The 16,943-nt window shown below is 62.2% G+C and carries 17 protein-coding genes; 11 read left to right on the top strand and 6 right to left on the bottom strand.

The features are described 5' to 3' along the window. Positions 1-48 precede the first annotated feature (48 nt). From H585_RS0116965 to H585_RS0116955, 3 genes are all read left to right on the top strand, one after another. Positions 49-1,017 (top strand): DMT family transporter, encoded by a 969-nt coding sequence (locus H585_RS0116965; RefSeq protein WP_027368695.1) that lies wholly within the window; start codon positions 49-51, stop codon positions 1,015-1,017. Between the two features lie 544 nt (positions 1,018-1,561). Beyond that, positions 1,562-2,860, top strand: a complete 1,299-nt coding sequence (locus tag H585_RS0116960; protein ID WP_027368694.1) for an OprO/OprP family phosphate-selective porin — start codon at positions 1,562-1,564, stop codon at positions 2,858-2,860. Between the two features lie 134 nt (positions 2,861-2,994). Next, a complete protein-coding gene (locus H585_RS0116955; RefSeq protein WP_014259527.1) occupies positions 2,995-3,462 on the top strand; it encodes a universal stress protein in 468 nt (155 codons plus the stop codon). Between the two features lie 241 nt (positions 3,463-3,703). Here H585_RS0116955 and H585_RS0116950 read toward each other — a convergent pair whose 3' ends face one another. Both H585_RS0116950 and H585_RS0116945 read right to left on the bottom strand, forming a co-directional pair. Beyond that, the gene (locus H585_RS0116950; RefSeq protein WP_027368693.1) at positions 3,704-4,501 is read right to left on the bottom strand and encodes a PhzF family phenazine biosynthesis protein; all 798 of its coding nucleotides are present in this window, start codon (positions 4,499-4,501) and stop codon (positions 3,704-3,706) included. Between the two features lie 225 nt (positions 4,502-4,726). Next, positions 4,727-4,996: a hypothetical protein gene (locus tag H585_RS0116945; RefSeq protein ID WP_237707711.1), complete on the bottom strand. Its 270-nt coding sequence runs from the start codon at positions 4,994-4,996 to the stop codon at positions 4,727-4,729. 292 nt (positions 4,997-5,288) lie between these two features. On the opposite strand from H585_RS0116945, the gene H585_RS0116940 reads away from it, so the two are divergent. Further along, positions 5,289-5,579 carry a hypothetical protein gene (locus tag H585_RS0116940; RefSeq protein WP_027368692.1) on the top strand — a complete coding sequence of 97 codons (291 nt, stop codon included), beginning with the start codon at positions 5,289-5,291 and terminating at the stop codon, positions 5,577-5,579. A gap of 132 nt (positions 5,580-5,711) precedes the next feature. On the opposite strand, the gene H585_RS0116935 is transcribed toward H585_RS0116940, so the two are convergent. Continuing rightward, a complete protein-coding gene (locus H585_RS0116935; RefSeq protein ID WP_244432601.1) occupies positions 5,712-6,767 on the bottom strand; it encodes a DUF1207 domain-containing protein in 1,056 nt (351 codons plus the stop codon). Between the two features lie 275 nt (positions 6,768-7,042). On the opposite strand from H585_RS0116935, the gene H585_RS0116930 reads away from it, so the two are divergent. Together H585_RS0116930 and H585_RS0116925 are read left to right on the top strand one after the other, a co-directional pair. Next, positions 7,043-7,453 (top strand): hypothetical protein, encoded by a 411-nt coding sequence (locus tag H585_RS0116930; RefSeq protein ID WP_027368690.1) that lies wholly within the window; start codon positions 7,043-7,045, stop codon positions 7,451-7,453. A gap of 108 nt (positions 7,454-7,561) precedes the next feature. Next, positions 7,562-8,716: a sensor histidine kinase gene (locus H585_RS0116925; RefSeq protein WP_027368689.1), complete on the top strand. Its 1,155-nt coding sequence runs from the start codon at positions 7,562-7,564 to the stop codon at positions 8,714-8,716. Between the two features lie 18 nt (positions 8,717-8,734). Here H585_RS0116925 and H585_RS0116920 read toward each other — a convergent pair whose 3' ends face one another. From H585_RS0116920 to H585_RS0116910, 3 genes are all read right to left on the bottom strand, one after another. After that, positions 8,735-10,807: a S8 family peptidase gene (locus tag H585_RS0116920; protein WP_027368688.1), complete on the bottom strand. Its 2,073-nt coding sequence runs from the start codon at positions 10,805-10,807 to the stop codon at positions 8,735-8,737. Between the two features lie 269 nt (positions 10,808-11,076). Further along, positions 11,077-11,763: a phosphatase PAP2 family protein gene (locus H585_RS0116915; RefSeq protein WP_014259535.1), complete on the bottom strand. Its 687-nt coding sequence runs from the start codon at positions 11,761-11,763 to the stop codon at positions 11,077-11,079. An 11-nt stretch (positions 11,764-11,774) separates the two neighbouring features. Further along, positions 11,775-12,416: a lactate utilization protein gene (locus H585_RS0116910; RefSeq protein ID WP_014259536.1), complete on the bottom strand. Its 642-nt coding sequence runs from the start codon at positions 12,414-12,416 to the stop codon at positions 11,775-11,777. 393 nt (positions 12,417-12,809) lie between these two features. On the opposite strand from H585_RS0116910, the gene rpmH reads away from it, so the two are divergent. The 5 genes from rpmH to H585_RS0116885 all read left to right on the top strand — a co-directional run bounded on the left by rpmH (position 12,810) and on the right by H585_RS0116885 (position 16,509). Further along, positions 12,810-12,947 (top strand): 50S ribosomal protein L34, encoded by a 138-nt coding sequence (rpmH, locus tag H585_RS0116905; RefSeq protein WP_014259537.1) that lies wholly within the window; start codon positions 12,810-12,812, stop codon positions 12,945-12,947. Continuing rightward, positions 12,935-13,348: a ribonuclease P protein component gene (gene rnpA, locus H585_RS22730; RefSeq protein WP_027368706.1), complete on the top strand. Its 414-nt coding sequence runs from the start codon at positions 12,935-12,937 to the stop codon at positions 13,346-13,348. Before rpmH ends, rnpA begins: the two co-directional genes overlap by 13 nt. Continuing rightward, positions 13,349-13,615, top strand: coding sequence for a membrane protein insertion efficiency factor YidD (gene yidD / locus H585_RS0116895; protein ID WP_014259539.1), 267 nt, complete (start codon positions 13,349-13,351; stop codon positions 13,613-13,615). A gap of 14 nt (positions 13,616-13,629) precedes the next feature. Beyond that, the gene (yidC, locus tag H585_RS0116890) at positions 13,630-15,222 is read left to right on the top strand and encodes a membrane protein insertase YidC (RefSeq protein ID WP_027368687.1); all 1,593 of its coding nucleotides are present in this window, start codon (positions 13,630-13,632) and stop codon (positions 15,220-15,222) included. 72 nt (positions 15,223-15,294) lie between these two features. Further along, entirely contained in the window at positions 15,295-16,509 is a 1,215-nt protein-coding gene (locus H585_RS0116885; protein ID WP_027368686.1) for a Jag family protein, read from the top strand. Positions 16,510-16,943 lie beyond the last annotated feature (434 nt).

Here is a 16,943-nt window from a genome sequence, read left to right as displayed (position 1 = left end):
CCGCACGGCAATTTCCTGCAATACCCCTTGCGGCGATAGGAATATCTCATGACGTTGCGTATAAAGGAGAACGACATGAAGACGTCCGCGGATATGATCGCCGCCCCCGGTGCGGCGTTTACAGACGATTCCGCCCGCAAGCCCATCCTGCCCGTGCTGGCCTTGTTGGCGGCCGTGCTGCTGTGGGGCGCTTCCTACCCGGCCATGAAGGTCGTGGTGCAGGCCCTGGGACCATGGGCTGTCATGTGGGCGCGCATGGCCATCGCCCTGGCCATTATCGCTCCCTTCGCCCCCCGGCTCAAGCCGCGCGCTTATCGCAGGGGCGACTGGTGGCTTTTGCTGCCCATGGCCATTAGCATGCCCTGCCTCTATTTCCTGTTCGAGGCCAACGCTTTGCGCTTCACATCGGCGGCTCAGGCCGGAGTCATCTCCTCCTCGGTGCCGCTGCTGGTCGCCGTGGGCGCGCGCATCTTCCTGGCCGAGGCACTGTCGGCCACCACGGCCGCCGGCTTGGCCCTGGCCATCGGCGGCGTGGCCTGGCTGACCCTGGCCGGCTCGCCCAGCGAGAGCGCCTCCAACCCCCTGCTGGGCAATGCCCTGGAGCTGTGCGCCATGGTTTGCGCCGCGGCCTCCATGCTCCTGCTCAAACGCCTGAGCGAACGCTGGTCGTCCTGGACGCTCACGGCCGTGCAGACCCTGTGCGGCTTCCTGTTCTTTCTGCCCGGCGCGCCCCTGGTGCTCTCGGCAGAGTTGCTGGAGCAGGGCTGGCCAGTGCTGCTGACTCTGGCCTTCCTGGGCTCCTGCGTGACCCTGGGCGCTTTCGGGCTGTACAACTGGGGCATGAGCCGCCTGCCCGCCAGCCAAGCCTCGGCCTTCATCAACCTCGTGCCCGTGACCGCGGTGTTCCTGGGCTGGCTCCTGCTCGGCGAAACGCTTAATGCATACCAGCTTCTGGCCTCGGCCTGCGTGCTGGCCGGCGTGTGGTTGAGCCAGGGCGGAGTGCGCAAGGCCGATTAGAGCATTTTGCTTTTGAAAATGCTCTGCAAGCTATGCGTCGGCATGGCTTGCCGCCGCGTAGGCGTAGGCGCAATTCACTTGCGCCGTCAACGCCGGAGCGGGCGTCTTAAAAGCAATCTGTTCAGTTCGAGAACCGCTAATCGGAGAGGGGGTCACCCCTCTCCGAACCTCTCCTCACCAGGGCGTAAGCACGCCCTGGACCCGCATGTATCAACTACCTTTCTGCCAAGCCCGCCGGATACCAGTCCGCATTGCTTATGCCTCGCCTTATAGCGATCCGCTAATGAACTGCGCGATTCCAGGGCGGCTTTTGCTCCGGATAGGGCCCTGATGGGTGGGTCCGGGGAGAGCAAGGCACTTCTCCGTTCTCTTGTCTTACTGTGGGATGCAGCCCTACGCCGTAAGTCGCAAATAATGCTCTTCTCCTCGCTTATCCTTCTTTCGCCATGTGCATCTCAAAGGACTTGTCGTATATTGCCCTGTGCAGAACACACCTGGAGGCTGATTCGTTTGCTTTGGCATGAAAGAAGAGGTTGGAGTCGCTATGATTCGGCTGAAAAAAGGCCTTACGCTCCGTTGCGTTGCATCGATGGCCTTGCTTGTGCTGTCGCTGACGTTTCATACGCCCGCCTTCTGCGCCGAGGGTGAGGACTTGCGGTTCTACTGGGATGAGGGATTGAAGCTCGACTCGGCGGACAAGAACTTCCGCCTGCGCATCGGCGGGCGCATCCAGGCCGACTGGGCGGCCATCGCGGCAAGCGACGGACTGGACTCGGCCCTGGAGGCAGGCGGGCAGGAGCCCATCGAAGGCTTCGGCACGGAGTTCCGCAGGATGCGCTTCAACTTCCAGGGCGACATCTACCGGGACGTGTTCTTCAAAGCCCAGATTGACTTCGCCCCAGCCTTCGAGGAGGGCGGCGCGGTGGAGCCCAAGGACGTCTACGTAGGCTACCACACGGGCACTGACTTGGGCGACGTCATGCTGGGCCAGTACTTCGCGCCGTTCTCGTTGGAGGCCATGACCAGCTCCAACTACATTACCTTCATAGAGCGTTCCATCGGCATCGATGTGATGGCGCCGAGCCGGCGCATGGGCGCATCGCTCTTCAACGGCGCGGGAGAGCGGCTGACCTGGCAGGCCGGCGCGTTCTCCACTTCCGAGGGCGAGCCGGACTACGATAACGAGGACAACTGGTTTGCGGCAGGCCGCGTGACCTTCCTGCCCTGGCTGGAGGATGACGGCGAGCGACTCGCGCATGTCGGCGCAAGCTACGCCCACCAATTCGTTTCCGGGGATAATGAAATCCGCTACAGGGCCAGGCCCGAGGCGCACCTCGCGCCATCTCGGCTGGTGGACACGGACACGCTGGACGCCGACGGCAGCGATCTCGCGGGCCTGGAGGCGGCCTTGGTGCTTGGTCCGCTCTCGTTTCAGGCCGAGTACGTGAGCAACTGGGTGCACCGGGACGACGGCGCGGGCGACGATCTGTACTTGCAGAGCTACTACGCCTTCGTGAGCTGGTTCCTGACCGGCGAGCATCGGGTCTACAAATCCGGAGTGTTTTCTCGCGTGAGACCCAACAATAACTTCAGTCCCCAAGGCGGGATGGGAGCCTGGGAACTGGCCGCGCGCTGGTCGTCCCTGGATCTGAACAGCCAGGATGTCCGGGGCGGCCAGCTCCAGGACGTGACCGCGGGCGTCAACTGGTACCTGAATCCCAACACGCGCGTCATGCTCAACTACGTGCACGCCATGGTCACGGACCGGGATTCGGACGGCGTTGTCATCGACGACCGCGAGAGCGCCGACATCGTGCAGATGCGCTTCCAGGTGGACTGGTAGGCCTGCCTGTGCCGTCCGACAGGCCATTCTCAATCTCCGCGCAAGCTTATTCTTGCGCACTGCGCCTCGTCTGCTATGTTGGGCCTTGGCTCTAGCTCCCCTCTCGTTCTCCCAGGACACCCAGGAGGCTGACCATGGACGTGAAAACCATACTCTGGCCCACCGATCTCTCCGAGAATTCCCTCAAGGCGCTCGATCATGTGCGTGACTTGGCCAGCAAGCACGGGGCGCAAGTCATCCTGCTCTACGTAGGCATCGACCTGAAGAACTATTTCCCGGCTTACGGCAACTATCCCAACCCGGAGCTGTACGAGCGGTTCGAGGAGTGGGAGCAGCAGCAGGCCCGCACGCGGCTGGACGAGCTGTGCACCAGCAGACTCGGCGGTTGTCCTAAGCTCGTCACGCGCATCGCCTCGGGCGATGCGGTCGAGGAGATCCTCAAGGTCATCAAAGAATGCAAGGTGGATCTCGTGGTCATGACCAGCCACGGCCATGGCCACGGCAACCGCCAGCAGGAAATCCTGCACCCCGGCCACACGGCCGAGCGGGTCAGCCGCCTTTCGCCCGTGCCCGTGCAGTTGATCAATCCTTATGAGACGTGAAGCGACTGCCTTGGGCTGAGGGAGGGCGAGAGCGTACTTTCAAAAGTCGCTTGCTGCTGGCCGCCTGACCAAGTTCGAGAGCATTCAGACGAAAGTCACGGATCCAGGGATTTTTATCCGGGTATGGTCCCCTGGCGGGAGGGGCATGGAGAGGGCGGTGCCCTCTCCATGCATGAATTGGATTGGAAACAGGCGCCGGTGTCCGGTCATCTTAGGGCCGACGTTGCGTGAAAGATCGCCTTTACACGTAGATGCTGCCGCGCATGTACAGGACGGCGTGGCCGGAGATGGCCACGCGCTCGCCATTGTGCTCGCAGAAAAGCTCGCCCCTTCGTTGGGAAAGCTGCACGGCGCGCATGGCCTGCTTGCCCAGGCGCGGGGACCAGTAGGGGATGAGCGTGGAATGGGCCGAGCCCGTGACGGGGTCCTCGGGGATGCCCTCGCCGGGCACGAAGAAGCGGGACACGAAATCCGCATTGGATATCGGGCCGCCCTTGGCCGTGATGATGACTCCCAGCCTGTCCAGGGCCTTGAGCGATTCCATGTCCGGATTCAGCCGCAGCACGTCTTCCTCATTCTTGTAGACCACCAGCCAGTCGCGGGTGGCCAGCACCTCCAAGGGCTCGGGGCCGCGCAAGCCGTCCAGCAGGGCGCGGGGCGGCGTGATCGGCTGGGGAGTCCAGGTCGGGAAGTCCATGCGCAGCAGCCCGGCCTCGATGTCGCGGGAGACGAAGAGCGGTCCGCTCTGGGTTTCAAAGCGGATCTCGGGCCTGTCGTAGCCCAACTCCTCGAAGAGCACCCAGGCCGAGGCCAAGGTGGCGTGGCCGCACAGGTCTATTTCGGATACGGGCGTGAACCAGCGCAGGCGAAAATTTTGACCTTCGGGATAAAAGAAGGCTGTTTCGGAGAGGTTGTTCTCCATGGCGATAGCCTGCATGAGCTGCGCATCGAGGGGTTCATCGAGTGGGCAGATCGCGGCCGGGTTGCCGGCAAAGACTTTTCCCGTAAAAGCGTCGACCTGATAGATGGGCAGTTCCATGTCAGGCTCCGGTGGCTGCGGCAGGCTGGCGCTGGCGAATGTAGTTGGGAAGGCCCGCCGGCACGCGAGTTTTGAACGGCTCGCAAGTTGACGAGCTGGCGCGGTTCGCACGCCAACTCGGCGCTGAAAGAGTCTGTGCTCCTTCAACATTTCTTGCTCGCGGAATGTTTGGCAGGAAATCGGGCTGTCGACAATAGCCGGCGCGGCCCGCGCGGGAAGAGTGGTCTAGCCGGGGAGCCGTCCGCAGCGCGTGCGTGTGCCGCGCCAGGGATCGAGTACGTACTTGCTGTTGATCCCGAGCATGCCGGAAAGCAGCTCGAGCAACTTTGCGCCCAGGCGCAACGTGGGTCCAAGGCCGAGGAAGAAGAAGCCTATGATGACCACCTGCATGAGAAAGATGTCCACCAGCGTACGGGACGCCGGGACACTTGCATGGGAAAGAAACCACAGGCCAAGCATGGTCGCTAGGACAAGTCTTAAGGCGAATGCGATCATTCGATCACCGTTCATCATAAAGCCTTTTGGGGTGTGTTTTTCGATGGCGGCGTGAGATAGCAGGACTGCATGACCTTGGCAAGGGGTGAGAAAAGCCAATGGCATGGCCTGCAAAACGTCTGTCAAGCGGAGGGGTGATGGGCTGTTTGTGTGGCTTACGTTTTTGTAGGGGTAGGAACGTAGTCTACCTTTTTGTAAACATTTGTCCCTGTGTCTAGAATGTAATACATTAAATTATTGAGGGATATTTAACGGCATGCAGCTTGAAAAAGGCAGGCCAGGAGGTACGACCATGGAACTCATACTCCTTGCCGCCGTCATAGGTCTTCACTTCATCTTAGAGGTCATTTTGGGAAATACCGCGCAGGGTTTCTGGGCCCAGTTGGGTCAGGACGATCCGGAGCGCGAAGAGTCCAGGCGAAACCGCCTCGGCCTGCATGAATTCGCCACGGGCGTGCTGCCACTGATTCTGCTGCCCGCCGGCCTGGGGCTCCTGGAGCCCGCGCGCGTGGCCGGATTGGCCGTGCTCTGCCTGAGCACCGGGCTTTTCGCTGCCGGCAGGTTTGCCAGGGCGCAGGCTTAGAGCCGAAAATAATGCACCTCGGGCATCCCGCAGTGCCTCGTCATTGCTCACTTTCTCTCCGGTCGGGGCCGGGTCCATGCCTGGCTCTTGGTTTGTCCGCGTAAGCCCGGCATGCGGATGGTCCGCAACTGCTTAGTCGTACTGCAAGTGCAGACCAAGGCCGATGTATTGGATGTCCCGATCATAGAATTGTCCATTGGGCGAGTTGCCGTCGAAGTATTCCAGTAGGATTTGCAGCTTGCGGCTGACGAAGACCTGATCCTCCAACTGCACGCCGGCCCGCAGGGACAAATTCGGCCCCCAGCCGTTTTCCTGGCTGGATTGCAGATCCAGTCCGGCTACGGGCCGCATCGTTCCATTGGCCATGGTCCAGGGGCTGCGGAATTCCAGGCCTCCCTGCATCGCCCAGCGCTTCAGGTCTTCCGGCTCACGATGCACGAGGAACTCCCCGCCGCCGTACACGCGCAAGCCAAAGGGTAGATTTTGGGACAGGATGGCCTCCAAGGCTTCGTAGCTCAAGTTGACCCGCTCCACCTCGTTGCGCAGGAGGAATTCGTCGCCCAGGTGTGAACTCTGATGATACAGACGGCCCAAGGCCGAGAATCCGTTGAGCCTCAACGCGGTAGTGGCGGCCACCCAGTAGTCGGCGTTGACCAGATCGCTCGATTCGGACGCCAGGTCGAAAATCGAAAAAACGGCAGCCTGCAGGCCGGCGTCGATTGCATGCTGCGGCGCCCAAGTGAAGCGGACGAAGGGAAAAGTCTCGCCGAAGGTGGCCGAGCCCACGTGGCGCAAGTCCTCATCCTCCAGATAGCGCTGGTATGAAGCCGAGAAATGCGGCCAACGCGGATCGGCGATAAGCGGCTTGAACAGCATGTCATCCGGCAGGAAGACGATCCGCTCGGGTTCCTCGCTTGCTTTGCCTGTAGCGGCTTGGCCCGTGGGACCGACCACCCCTTGCACGCCGGGGATGGACTGCAGGCGAGTCAGCATCCGGCGCAACCGCACATCGGTTTCTGGTTCGCAGAGCAGTTGGACTACTGCCAGCCGGACGTGCACGCACTCGGGCGGCAGCTCGAATTCGCTTGCCAGCACTGCCGAGGCGTAGCCCCGGATGAACTCGTCCTGACCGTCCGCTTCCTGAGCCTGGGACGCGACTCCAAATCCGGATACAACCCATATCGTCACGGCGGCAGCAATCGCCCAAAACGCCTGTCGCATATCTCCCCCCCGCGCGACCCAAGCCTTTGGGCTTAGGTCGGTATTCCTAACTGATAACGTGTCTTGGTTATTGGAACAAGGCGGAGGTTATAATTTGCAGCTGGTTTGCTAATGGGCATTCTGCCGATAATTCAAAGCCGGTTGCCAAAACTGCGCATCATTCCGTAAGGTGTTGCATCATTCCAGCCCTTGGCCTGGAAGTGTGACGAATGAAAACTGTGTGTAAACTCTCAGGAGGGGATATGGCCCAGAATTACGAACAGAATCCCGGAGCAGAGGAGCTCAAGACAGGAGGAAGGGACCTGAGCAAGATAGCCATGCTGGTGGCTGCGCTCTCGTTTGTCCTGTTGGTGGTCTTTTTCTTCAGCATCTATAATAAGATGACAAACATGTCCGAGCGCGTGGAAGCCCTTTCTCAGGTCCAGGAGAAGGTCGCCTCCATGGAGTACAGGATGGGTCAGGTGGATATGCGCATGGACCAACTGGCGGAGCTCCCGGAGCAGGCTCGACGCCAGGCCCAGGCTGATTCCCTGGCAGAGATGAGCGGGAGTCTAGACAGCCTGGCCGAGCAACTCGGCGACGGACAGCAGGCCCAAACCCTGGAGCGGGTCAAGCGGCTCCTGGCCGAGGTCCGCCAAGGATTGCAGCAGTAGGAATTATTCAGGCGGGCGCGGTTGCCGACCGCGCCCGTCTTGCCAAGAATCCGTTTTCCTGAAAGACTTTCATTTTACCATCCGCATCGATATTTCCTTGAGGTTTTCATGAGCAGGTTCACTACCTTTTTCGCCCCCGCGGAAAGGGTTGCCCAGAGTGTCGTCCTGCGTCAGCGGGAAGCCCTGGAGCAATCCAAGACCACGCGGCTGGTGGATGCAGTGCCCCAGTTAATTATGGTGCTCAATGCCCAGCGCCAACTGGTCTATTGCAATCTGGCGCTGCTACAGATGCTGAACCTGGACAGCATGGACGCCATTCTCGGCAAGCGGCCCGGCGAGATCCTGAGTTGCATCCATGCGAACAGGTTGCCGGGCGGGTGCGGCACGAGCGAATTCTGCACCAAATGCGGCGCTGTGCAGGCCATCATATCCAGCTTGAACGGCCATCGGGATATTCAGGAGTGCCACCTGCTGCGCTCGGTGAACGGCCGTATCGAGGCCTTGGACCTGTCGGTCAGCGCCACTCCATTTCCGTTGGACAGCGAGTCGTTCACGGTCTTTTGCGTAACCGACGTAAGCCATGAGAAGCGCCGGCGAGCCCTGGAACGCACCTTCTTTCACGATATCCTAAATCATGCTGGCGGATTACGCGGTCTGTTGGGCCTGCTGGCCGAGGACGCGCCCGAAACCATGCGCGAGGAGCTGAACCTTGCGCATACCCAATTCAAGTACCTGGTGGAGGAGATAATCTCCCAGAAGGACCTTATGGCCGCCGAGAGCGACGAGCTGACCCCACATTTCATCCAGCTCAACGGCGATGATGTCATTAAGGTCATGGCTTCGACATACTCCTCGCACGAAGCTGCCTCGGGCAAGCTCATCCGGGCCGAGCCTGCCGAGGGCGACCTGAGCCTGCACACGGACTACAACCTTCTGTGTCGCATTCTGGGCAACATGCTCAAGAACGCCTTGGAGGCCACATCGCCCGGCGAGATCGTGAGCATATCCTGCAAGGCTGATCAGGATGCCGTGGTTTTCAGCGTGCGCAATCCGGGCGTCATGCCTCCCGACGTGCAGTTGCAGGTCTTCAAACGTTCCTTCTCCACCAAAGGCAAGGATCGGGGCCTGGGCACCTTCAGCATGAAGCTCTTCGCCGAACGCTACCTGGGCGGCGAAGTCTCCTTCATCTCGCAACCCGATAGGGGCACTATCTTTATGGTGCGCCTGCCGCGCCATGCGGCCTGCGATCTCGCCACGACCTGAACGCCGGGAAGACGGACATCAGCCCGGCGGCAAGAGCAGCAGGACGGACGCCGGAATCGTGCTGTTCGGTCGGCCGCCCTGGCCAGGCACGCCGTGGAGCGTAAGGGTCCAGGCTTGGAAAGTGCCCGTGTCGCGGGCCACGCGGTCCGACACGCGCAGGGTCCACACGCCGCGCGATGATTCGCCCAAGTGCAACGTTGAACCGAATAACCAGCCATCGTAGCGCGGGCCGGCGCCGCCTCCGGGGCGAGCCTCGGCCAGCACGCTGGTGAGGCCCGAGGGCGAGGTCAGCTCCACCTGCAGGTCGCTCCAGTATGTGTGATCGGATGCGCTGAAAGCCACCTCCACGAATTCCACTTCCAGCTCTTGCTCGAAAGCAATTTGCGAAATGATGCCTGCCGGATCAGCGTCGGGTATGGCTGCGCCCACCTGACGGGCGCCCTGGACCGTCTGGGCAAGCGGCAAGGTTTCCCAGTCCCTCGCCAGTGCCACGGCGGCCTGGGCGTTTACGCGGCCGAAGCCGTAGGCATGGCTCACGCGCAACCCGGCCCCGTTGGTCAGCCAACTTGCGTCATCGGGGTCGTTCTTGCTTGCGCTCAGGGCCAGTATGCGCTGCACGTCGCGCCAGGTCAGCTCGGGGTTGGCCTGGAGCATGAGCGCAACCACACCGGCCACAAAGGGAGCCGTGGCGGACGTGCCGCCAAAACCGGCGGTATACGCGCTGGGATCATAACCCGGCGCGCCTTCGCGATCCGTGGTGGTGATGCCGAGAAGCGCGCCGCTGGAGGGGGCGTTGACCAGCAGGCAGGCCCCGGGCTCGGAGTAGGTCGTCTGATCGCCATTGGAATCCGTGGCAGCCACGGCGATGGTGTAACGGGAATTGGCGAAGCCGTCGTAGTTGGCGTTGTCGTTCTGCTGTCGGCCATTGCCGCCGGCCCAGACGTAGATGCTGCCCAGGCCGCCGCGCCCAGTGGCCACTCCGGCGGCCAGGGCTTGCGCCGTGAGCGGGTCCGGGCCTTCCAGGACCATGCCGTTGTCCGGCGGCCCCCAACTGTTGCTGTATACGGCGATGTCCTGGTTGCGCCAGCTCAGGGCGGAAGATGCATTGGATGCCGTGGCGTTGCCCAGCAGGCGGATGCCGGCCAAGCCAGTCCAGGGCGCCACGCCGCACACGCCGGTGGCATTGAAGCCCCTGGCAGCGGCGACGCCGGCGCAGGATGTGCCATGCCCGTCAGCAGGCAGGCCATGGGAAGGGTCCAGGTCGTCATCCACGAAATCCCGGCCCAGGGCGGGCAATAGATTGCCTTGGAAGTCGGGGTGCGCGCTGTCCAGCCCGTCGTCCACCACGGCCACGACCTGCGCCGCGGTTCCACGGTAACTGTCCCAGACAGGCTCAAGGCCTGGAACTTGGTCCGTGCTCCTGAGGTGCCACTGGGAAGGGAAAAGCGGGTCGTCCGGCACGGCTCTGGGGCGCATGTCGCGCAGCCAGTCGGGATAGGCGAAGGCCACGCCAGGTTCGGCCGCCAGGCTCGCGGCTATATCCAGCGAAAGCCGCGTATCGCCGGACTCGTAGACCACCGCGTTGCCTGGAAAGGAAGCCAGCCTAGTCAGACCATGCCTGTCCTCCAAATCGCCGGCTAGTTTCGGGTCTGGCCTGGCGTAGCCCACCACGATGCGGCCAGTGAGGGCCATGCGGCCCTGCGCGTTCTTGTCCGGTCCGGAGTAGTACGCGGGCGACACGGCTTCCACGCCGGCGTCGGCGGCCAGGGGCAGGGTCCTGCTCCAGAAGTTCCAGCGATCGAGTGCTTCGTCCAGACGCACGAAGGCGGTGCGACCCACGCGCCCAATCTCGCGGGCGGAGGCATCCGCAAGCGCGCGCGTCACCGCCGCGCCAGGCCTGCGCCTGACGGCCAATTCGTAGGGCGCGGGCCAGGCTCGCCTGAGTCGGCCAGCCTCGGACCAGATCACGGGCTCGCCCAGATCGGCGTGTCTGGTCGCGGCCTTGGTGTCCGCCTGAGCCATTGCCGCCGTACTGGCAAGCGCACAATAAAGGAGGCCGCACAGGGCCGGCAGAAAAATCGAGCGGATCATGGCACTCCCCGGCCGCCGCATCCAGGCAGTTGCCCAAGCGCGCCCTTGCGCAGCAAGGCACAGCAGGAGCTGGCGAGCCTACAGCATGCCTAGCGCGCCGGAAGACATGTACCCATGATTAATTGCCGGGCCAGTTCACTTGGCTGACTGGAAAGAGGGGGAGTCCTTCTCCGCATGCAGAAGGGATAGCAGGGAGCCAACCAGCGGCCAGTCGCGACAAGCCAAGGCATGCTGGCAGCCGACGAACGCTGCCGCCGCTTATGGCGGATTCATGCGCTTTGCGGCTTTGAGGGTGACTGTGGGGACAGCGCTATCGGCCCCGATACGGTATGCACAGCGCGTGCGGGAAAGAGCCTTAGCGGTCGAGCTGGATTGCGCAAGGCCCAGGCCCTGAGCCTGATTCCGAGGGGTAGGAAGGCCATGGCCAAAGCCAGGCCCAATAGCCATCCGGCCAGGACATCGCTTGGGTAGTGCTTGCCGAGGTAGACGCGCGAGTAACCGACGAGCAAAGGCAGAAGCAGCATCCAGGGGCGCAACTCCCGCCTGTAAGCCATGAGCAGCACGGCTACGACCATGGAGTTGGCGGCGTGGGCAGAAGGGAAAGAGCTGCCCCGCTCCTTGGTTTGCAGAAAGGTCGCGGGGTGCTGATTCCAGCGGCCTTCATCCAGGTGATGTGTTTCCGCCACCGCATTCAGGGGGCGCACGCGGCCGAAGGCATCCTTGAGCATGGACGTGCTCAGGTCGGCGACCCCCACGGCCAACAGAATACAAAGCAGCGGCAGCAGCCTGCGCGCGCCCGCGCGCACGAGGATCATCGTGACCATCGCCGCGAGGAGCAGCCACAGCCAGACCTGCTGGGAGATCACGGGCATGACGGCGTCAAGCACCTCATGCCGAGCTGTCTGGTTGATCCAGACAAATGCAGCCATGTCCCAGACAGGTGTCGTAAAGCTCATGACGCCTCCGGCTAGAAGCCCAGCTCTTGGTTAATCAGTACCACGGTTATGCGGCCCTTGGGGAATGATTTCTCAGTGATTGTCCATACGTTGCAAATCCGGTCCTGGCTCTTGCAATCCTGGCAGCGGCCGGTGACGGCGCAGGGGGTCTTCTTATCCAGGCGCATGGTGTTGGCCGGCGCGGCGATGGTCTTGATCCGTTCCATGGCCTGGCTCAGGCCGGAGACGATCTTGTTGCGCCCCACGAGCACGACCACTTGTCTGGGTCCATAGGCCAGGGCGGCCACGCGGTTGCCGATCATGTCCAGATTGACAAGCGAGCCGTCCTCGGTCACTGCGTTGCTGCCGGTTATGAACAAGTCCACCAGCAGGGCGTGACGCCGACGCTCGAGGATCTCCTCGCGGGAGGCGGTCTTGTCGAAGGTGTCGATGATTTGCACGTCCTGGCGGTCCTTAAGCCGGTTGTAGAGACCCAGGGAGACAACGGTGGTCGAGCCGCCCCAGGACATGGATGCCGGCGCGGCGGCTGGCAGAATCAGGTCCTCCATAAGCCGGCAGGCGGCATCACCGTCTTCGGCGATGTGGGCGATGAAGCCGTTGCCTTCCAAGGCTGCCTTGACCAGCGCAAGGCGCGTGAACCAGAATCGATCCATTATACGTTCTTCCTGAGTATTTTTACTAGATAAATTGTTTCAAGTTAAGTCCCATCAAAAGAAAAAACTATTACAAAATGATGCCAAACGTTTTCGCAAGGGATTCGGGGCGCGATGCATGGTCGCCGCTAAGCATTCGAGATTTTAAACAGGCATGGCTAGGTCCTTTCCCGAGGTCGTGCCGACGCTGGTCGGCGCAAACAATTCGCGTTCAAAAATGTAATGGGGCATAGAGCAAATTCGGGACCAGCTTGACGAAGCATCCGGTTTTGTCCAGGCTCCTCGCGGAGCGGCCAGCAGGCGCTGCAGGCCAGGGCAGGCGTGATTCGGTGTTGACGAGTCGGTCTTTCGGACGTATTTAACTGCGTTCCACTTTCATGAGGAGAATTCACAATGAGCAAAAGAACCTATCAGCCGAGCAAGATCAAGCGCAAAAGGACACACGGCTTCCGTGTCCGCATGAGCACCAAGAACGGCCGCAATATGCTGAATCGGCGCCGTGCGAAGGGTCGTCAAAGATTGTCGGCCTAAGCTTTCCCAAGCGCAACCGGCTCCTGTCGCGACCGGAGTTTCTGGCCTGCTACGATGGTGGCAGACGCCTGAACTCCAGGCGTTTCATTGCTTACGTCCTGCCGCATGAGCATGGATCGTGGCGACTGGGCTTGGCCGTGACCCGCAAGGTCGGATCGGCGGTTCGCCGCAACCGCATCAAGCGCGTCCTGCGGGAATACTTCAGGCTGCATCAGCACGAGTTGTCCGAGCTCATGGACATTGTCGTCGTTCCCAAGCGTCACGTGGATGCCAGCAGCCTCGACCTGCGTCAGGTCGAGGCTGAACTTACGCCCATGCTTGTCCGCGCGGGGCTCTTGGCTTCCGAAGCCTGTGCGTCCCGCGAGGGGTGCCGGCGCGGGGCAGCGCAAGGAGGCGGGTGAGTGCGCACGTTGTTTCTGCTCCTCATCCGTCTGTATCAACTGGCAGTCTCGCCACTGCTTCCGGCCTGCTGCCGGTTCACTCCCACCTGTTCCGCGTACGCCGCGGAAGCCATCACCCGATTCGGCGCGCTCAGAGGCGGTTTGCTGACCCTGTGGCGCATTCTGCGCTGCCATCCGTTCGCCGCCGGCGGCTTCGACCCTGTGCCAGAAACGTTCGCGGGATGCAGGCCCTGTTCCGGACCCCGCGAACACACCACTGACCCGTAAACACGACGCGAGCCATGGAAAACAAAAGACTTTTGCTGGCCACGGTGCTGTCCCTGGCCATACTCGTCGGCTGGAGCTACTTTTTTGCCCCCGAGCAGCCGGTCGAGCAGGCCCAAGCTCCCGCCCCGCAAGCCCAGCCTGCGCCTCGGCCGCAGTCGGCCCAACCCCTGGAGGCGATTCCCGGCGCGGCTTTCACGTCCGCATCCGGCAAGATCGTCACCGTTGAAACGCCCCTGTACACGGCCAAGCTGTTTGCCGACGGCGGTGTGCTTCAGCACTTCATTCTCAAGAACTACAAGACCGGCATCGAACCCGGCGCCGCCAACATCGACCTTGTGTCACGGCAGGCCCAGGAGAAGGCGCCCCTTGGGCTCATCTGGAACGGCGCGCCGACCTGGAATCGCGGTTCGTGGAGCTTCGAGGGTTCCGACCTCACGCTTTCCGACGACCAGACCGGGCAACTCTCCTTTGTTTGCGACATCGCTGGCGCGCGTCTCGTGCGCACGCTGACCTTCCGCGCGGACAACTACACCGTGCAGGATTCGGTGCGCGTCGCCAACCAGACCCAGGCCCAGCTCTCGGGCAGGTTGGCCTTCACCCTGGCCGGCACCACCTTGTCGGCCGAAGGCGACAGTTACAACCCCACGCGCGTGGAATATCTTGCTGAAGGCGGACTTGAGTCCGAGAGCGACACGGACGATCTGGCCAAGGGCCTGACTTTCACGGGACAGGTGCGCTGGGGCGGTCTGCTGAGCAACTACTTCCTGCTGGCTATCGCGCCGCAAACCGAGCCGGCGACCTTCAAGGCTCTTTATTCGGACCAGCTTTACCGCATCGCCGTGGAAAAGAGCGACATCCTGCTCGATCCGGGCAGCGAGGCCAGCGTGGCCGCGGACTACTTCCTCGGGCCCAAGGTCCGCGAACTTCTGGCGGTCGCGCCCGCCGAACTGAGCCGGTCCATCAGCTACGGCTGGTTCAGCGTAATCGCCAAGCCCTTGGTGCTGGCCCTCGACTGGCTGTACTCCTTCACGCACAATTGGGGCGTGGCCATCATCCTGCTGACGGTGTTCATCAAGCTCGTGTTCTGGCCGCTTTCGCAGAAGAGCTACAAGTCCATGAACCAGATGAAGAAGCTGCAGCCCATGATGGCCAAGATCCGGGAGAAGCACGCCGACGACCGGGTCCAGATGAACCAGGAGATGATGCAGCTCTACCGCACCTACAAGGTCAACCCCATGGGCGGCTGCTTGCCCATGGTGCTGCAGATCCCGGTATTCCTGGGTCTGTACAACGCTCTGATGGGCGCCATCGAACTGCGGCACGCCGCATTCATCGAGCATCTGCCTTTCACGAACTACATCTGGCTGGCGGACCTTTCGGCCAAGGATCCTTTCTACATCACACCGCTGATCATGGGCGCGACCATGTTCCTGCAGCAGAAGCTCACCCCGGCCGCCGGTGATCCGACGCAGCAGAAGATCATGATGTTCATGCCCCTCATCTTCACTTTCATGTTCCTCAACTTCCCGGCTGGCTTGGTGCTGTACTGGCTCGTCAACAACGTGCTGTCCATCGCCCAGCAGTGGTGGCTCATGCGCAAGGCCTAGGCCGTGGCGCGCATAGAGCGGAATACCCTGCAAGCCGAGGCCAGGCTCGCGCCGGCATAGGAGAAACACATCATGAGCGAATACAAGGAATTCACAGGTAAAAGCCTGGATGACGCCATCAAGGAGGCCTGCGATTTCTACGCGCTTGACCGCGGAAAGCTTGAGATCGAAATCATAAGCGGGGGCTCGTCTGGCATCTTTGGCCTGGTGGGCAAAAAAAAGGCCGTGGTAAAGGCCAGACCGCGCGTGGCCCAGTCCCTGGGCGGCAAGCCCATGCCCAGCGGCCGCGCGACCGAGAGGACGAGCGAGCCCAGGGCAGAGAGGACGAGCGAACCCAGGGCTGAGCAGCGAGCCATGCCCCAGGCCGAACCTCGGGTTGAAGCCCAGGCCGCGGTTCAAGCCGAAGCCAGGCCCGCACCGCAATCCGAGTCCCGCCCGGAAGGCCGTTCCGAATCCCGCCAGGGCAGGGGACGCCGCTCGCGGCACAAGAAGGCCCCCAGGCCCGAGTTCAAGGCCGAGGATTACGCGCCTGACGGAGAGTCCGAAGAGGCGGGAGCCGAAGCTCCGGCTGCGCCCGCGCCTGAGCGGCAGGCTCCCAGACCCATGCGCGCCGCTCCTGTTGCCCCCACTGCCGCCGCAGGTTCAATGGACATGGAAGCGGATCTTCTCGACGATCTGGACGAGGACTTCAGCGAGGAGATCCAGGAAGTCGAGGAAAAGCCGCTTGATAAGCCTGAGCTGGAAGCTCTGCTGCGCAAGACCGTAGCCCTGCTCGTTGAGCCCATCGTAGGCCAGGTCCAGATCACTCTGACGCAGACCCCGGACCGCGTGCGTGTGCGCATAACCGATACAAATGAGGAGGATTCGGGCCTGCTCATCGGCCGTGACGGCCAAACCATCAACGCGGTTCAGTATCTGGTCAACCGCGTGGTGAGCAAGCAGTGGCCCGAGTCCGTGCGCGTGCAGATCGATACCGGCAACTACCGCGAGCGCCAGGACGACAAGCTGCGCAAAATGGCCTATTTTCTGGCCGGCAAGGCCAAGTCCTCGGGCCGCGCCCAGTCCACCAAGCCGCTGACGTCCTATCACCGCCGGGTCATCCACATGGCCCTGCAGGCGGATCCGTCCGTGCAGACCCGCAGCAAGGGCGAAGGCCCGCTCAAGCGCGTGCTCATCCTGCCCGCAAGGCGCGGCGGCAAACCGGGTAACGGAAACGGCAACGGCGGCCGTGGACGTGGCCGGGGCGAGAATGGAAACAGCGAGGCCAGCGGCAGCGCGCAGGAATAGTCACTGACGAGGGGAGGGCGCGACCTTCCGGTTCAACCCTTTAAGGACTTCTGCCCGCGTGCAGGTCTCTGGCTCGCGCAGAACCCACGACATTACAGGCCGGCCCGCTTCCATGGAAGCGGGCCGGCTTCTTTTAAGGCAGATTGCTTTTAAGACGCCCGCTCCGGCGTTGACGGCGCAAGTGAATTGCGCCTACGCCTACGCGGCGGCAAGCCATGCCGACGCATGGCTTGCAGAGCATTTTCAAAAGCAAAATGCTCTAGACCTGAAATCTGCGTCCGCCCGGTTGCGTATCCTGGCGGTCTGCCTAGGCATGCCAGGGCGACAACCGCGCGGCGGCTGGGAACGATCCCGGTGTGTTGCCAGGGCGGCACTTATCAGCTGCCTTTGGGCGCGTAAGGCCTTCATCCAAGAGCGAAGATGCCGTCTCCGCC

This window comes from Desulfocurvibacter africanus subsp. africanus DSM 2603, assembly GCF_000422545.1.
In the GTDB taxonomy this organism is placed as follows: Bacteria; Desulfobacterota; Desulfovibrionia; order Desulfovibrionales; family Desulfovibrionaceae; genus Desulfocurvibacter; species Desulfocurvibacter africanus.
Note: the sequence above shows the minus strand (reverse complement) of the source record. Positions and strands in the feature narration are given on the sequence as shown.

Bases quoted from the DNA above. Each gene is read 5' to 3' on its own strand.
- rpmH (WP_014259537.1), top strand. From the start codon at position 12,810: ATGAGCAAAAGAACCTATCAGCCGAGCAAGATCAAGCGCAAAAGGACA.
- H585_RS0116920 (WP_027368688.1), bottom strand. From the start codon at position 10,807: ATGATCCGCTCGATTTTTCTGCCGGCCCTGTGCGGCCTCCTTTATTGT.
- H585_RS0116945 (WP_237707711.1), bottom strand. From the start codon at position 4,996: ATGATCGCATTCGCCTTAAGACTTGTCCTAGCGACCATGCTTGGCCTG.
- H585_RS0116910 (WP_014259536.1), bottom strand. From the start codon at position 12,416: ATGGATCGATTCTGGTTCACGCGCCTTGCGCTGGTCAAGGCAGCCTTG.
- H585_RS0116885 (WP_027368686.1), top strand. From the start codon at position 15,295: ATGAGCGAATACAAGGAATTCACAGGTAAAAGCCTGGATGACGCCATC.
- yidC (WP_027368687.1), top strand. From the start codon at position 13,630: ATGGAAAACAAAAGACTTTTGCTGGCCACGGTGCTGTCCCTGGCCATA.
- H585_RS0116950 (WP_027368693.1), bottom strand. From the start codon at position 4,501: ATGGAACTGCCCATCTATCAGGTCGACGCTTTTACGGGAAAAGTCTTT.
- H585_RS0116955 (WP_014259527.1), top strand. From the start codon at position 2,995: ATGGACGTGAAAACCATACTCTGGCCCACCGATCTCTCCGAGAATTCC.
- H585_RS0116915 (WP_014259535.1), bottom strand. From the start codon at position 11,763: ATGAGCTTTACGACACCTGTCTGGGACATGGCTGCATTTGTCTGGATC.
- H585_RS0116960 (WP_027368694.1), top strand. From the start codon at position 1,562: ATGATTCGGCTGAAAAAAGGCCTTACGCTCCGTTGCGTTGCATCGATG.
- H585_RS0116965 (WP_027368695.1), top strand. From the start codon at position 49: ATGACGTTGCGTATAAAGGAGAACGACATGAAGACGTCCGCGGATATG.
- H585_RS0116925 (WP_027368689.1), top strand. From the start codon at position 7,562: ATGAGCAGGTTCACTACCTTTTTCGCCCCCGCGGAAAGGGTTGCCCAG.
- H585_RS0116940 (WP_027368692.1), top strand. From the start codon at position 5,289: ATGGAACTCATACTCCTTGCCGCCGTCATAGGTCTTCACTTCATCTTA.
- H585_RS0116930 (WP_027368690.1), top strand. From the start codon at position 7,043: ATGGCCCAGAATTACGAACAGAATCCCGGAGCAGAGGAGCTCAAGACA.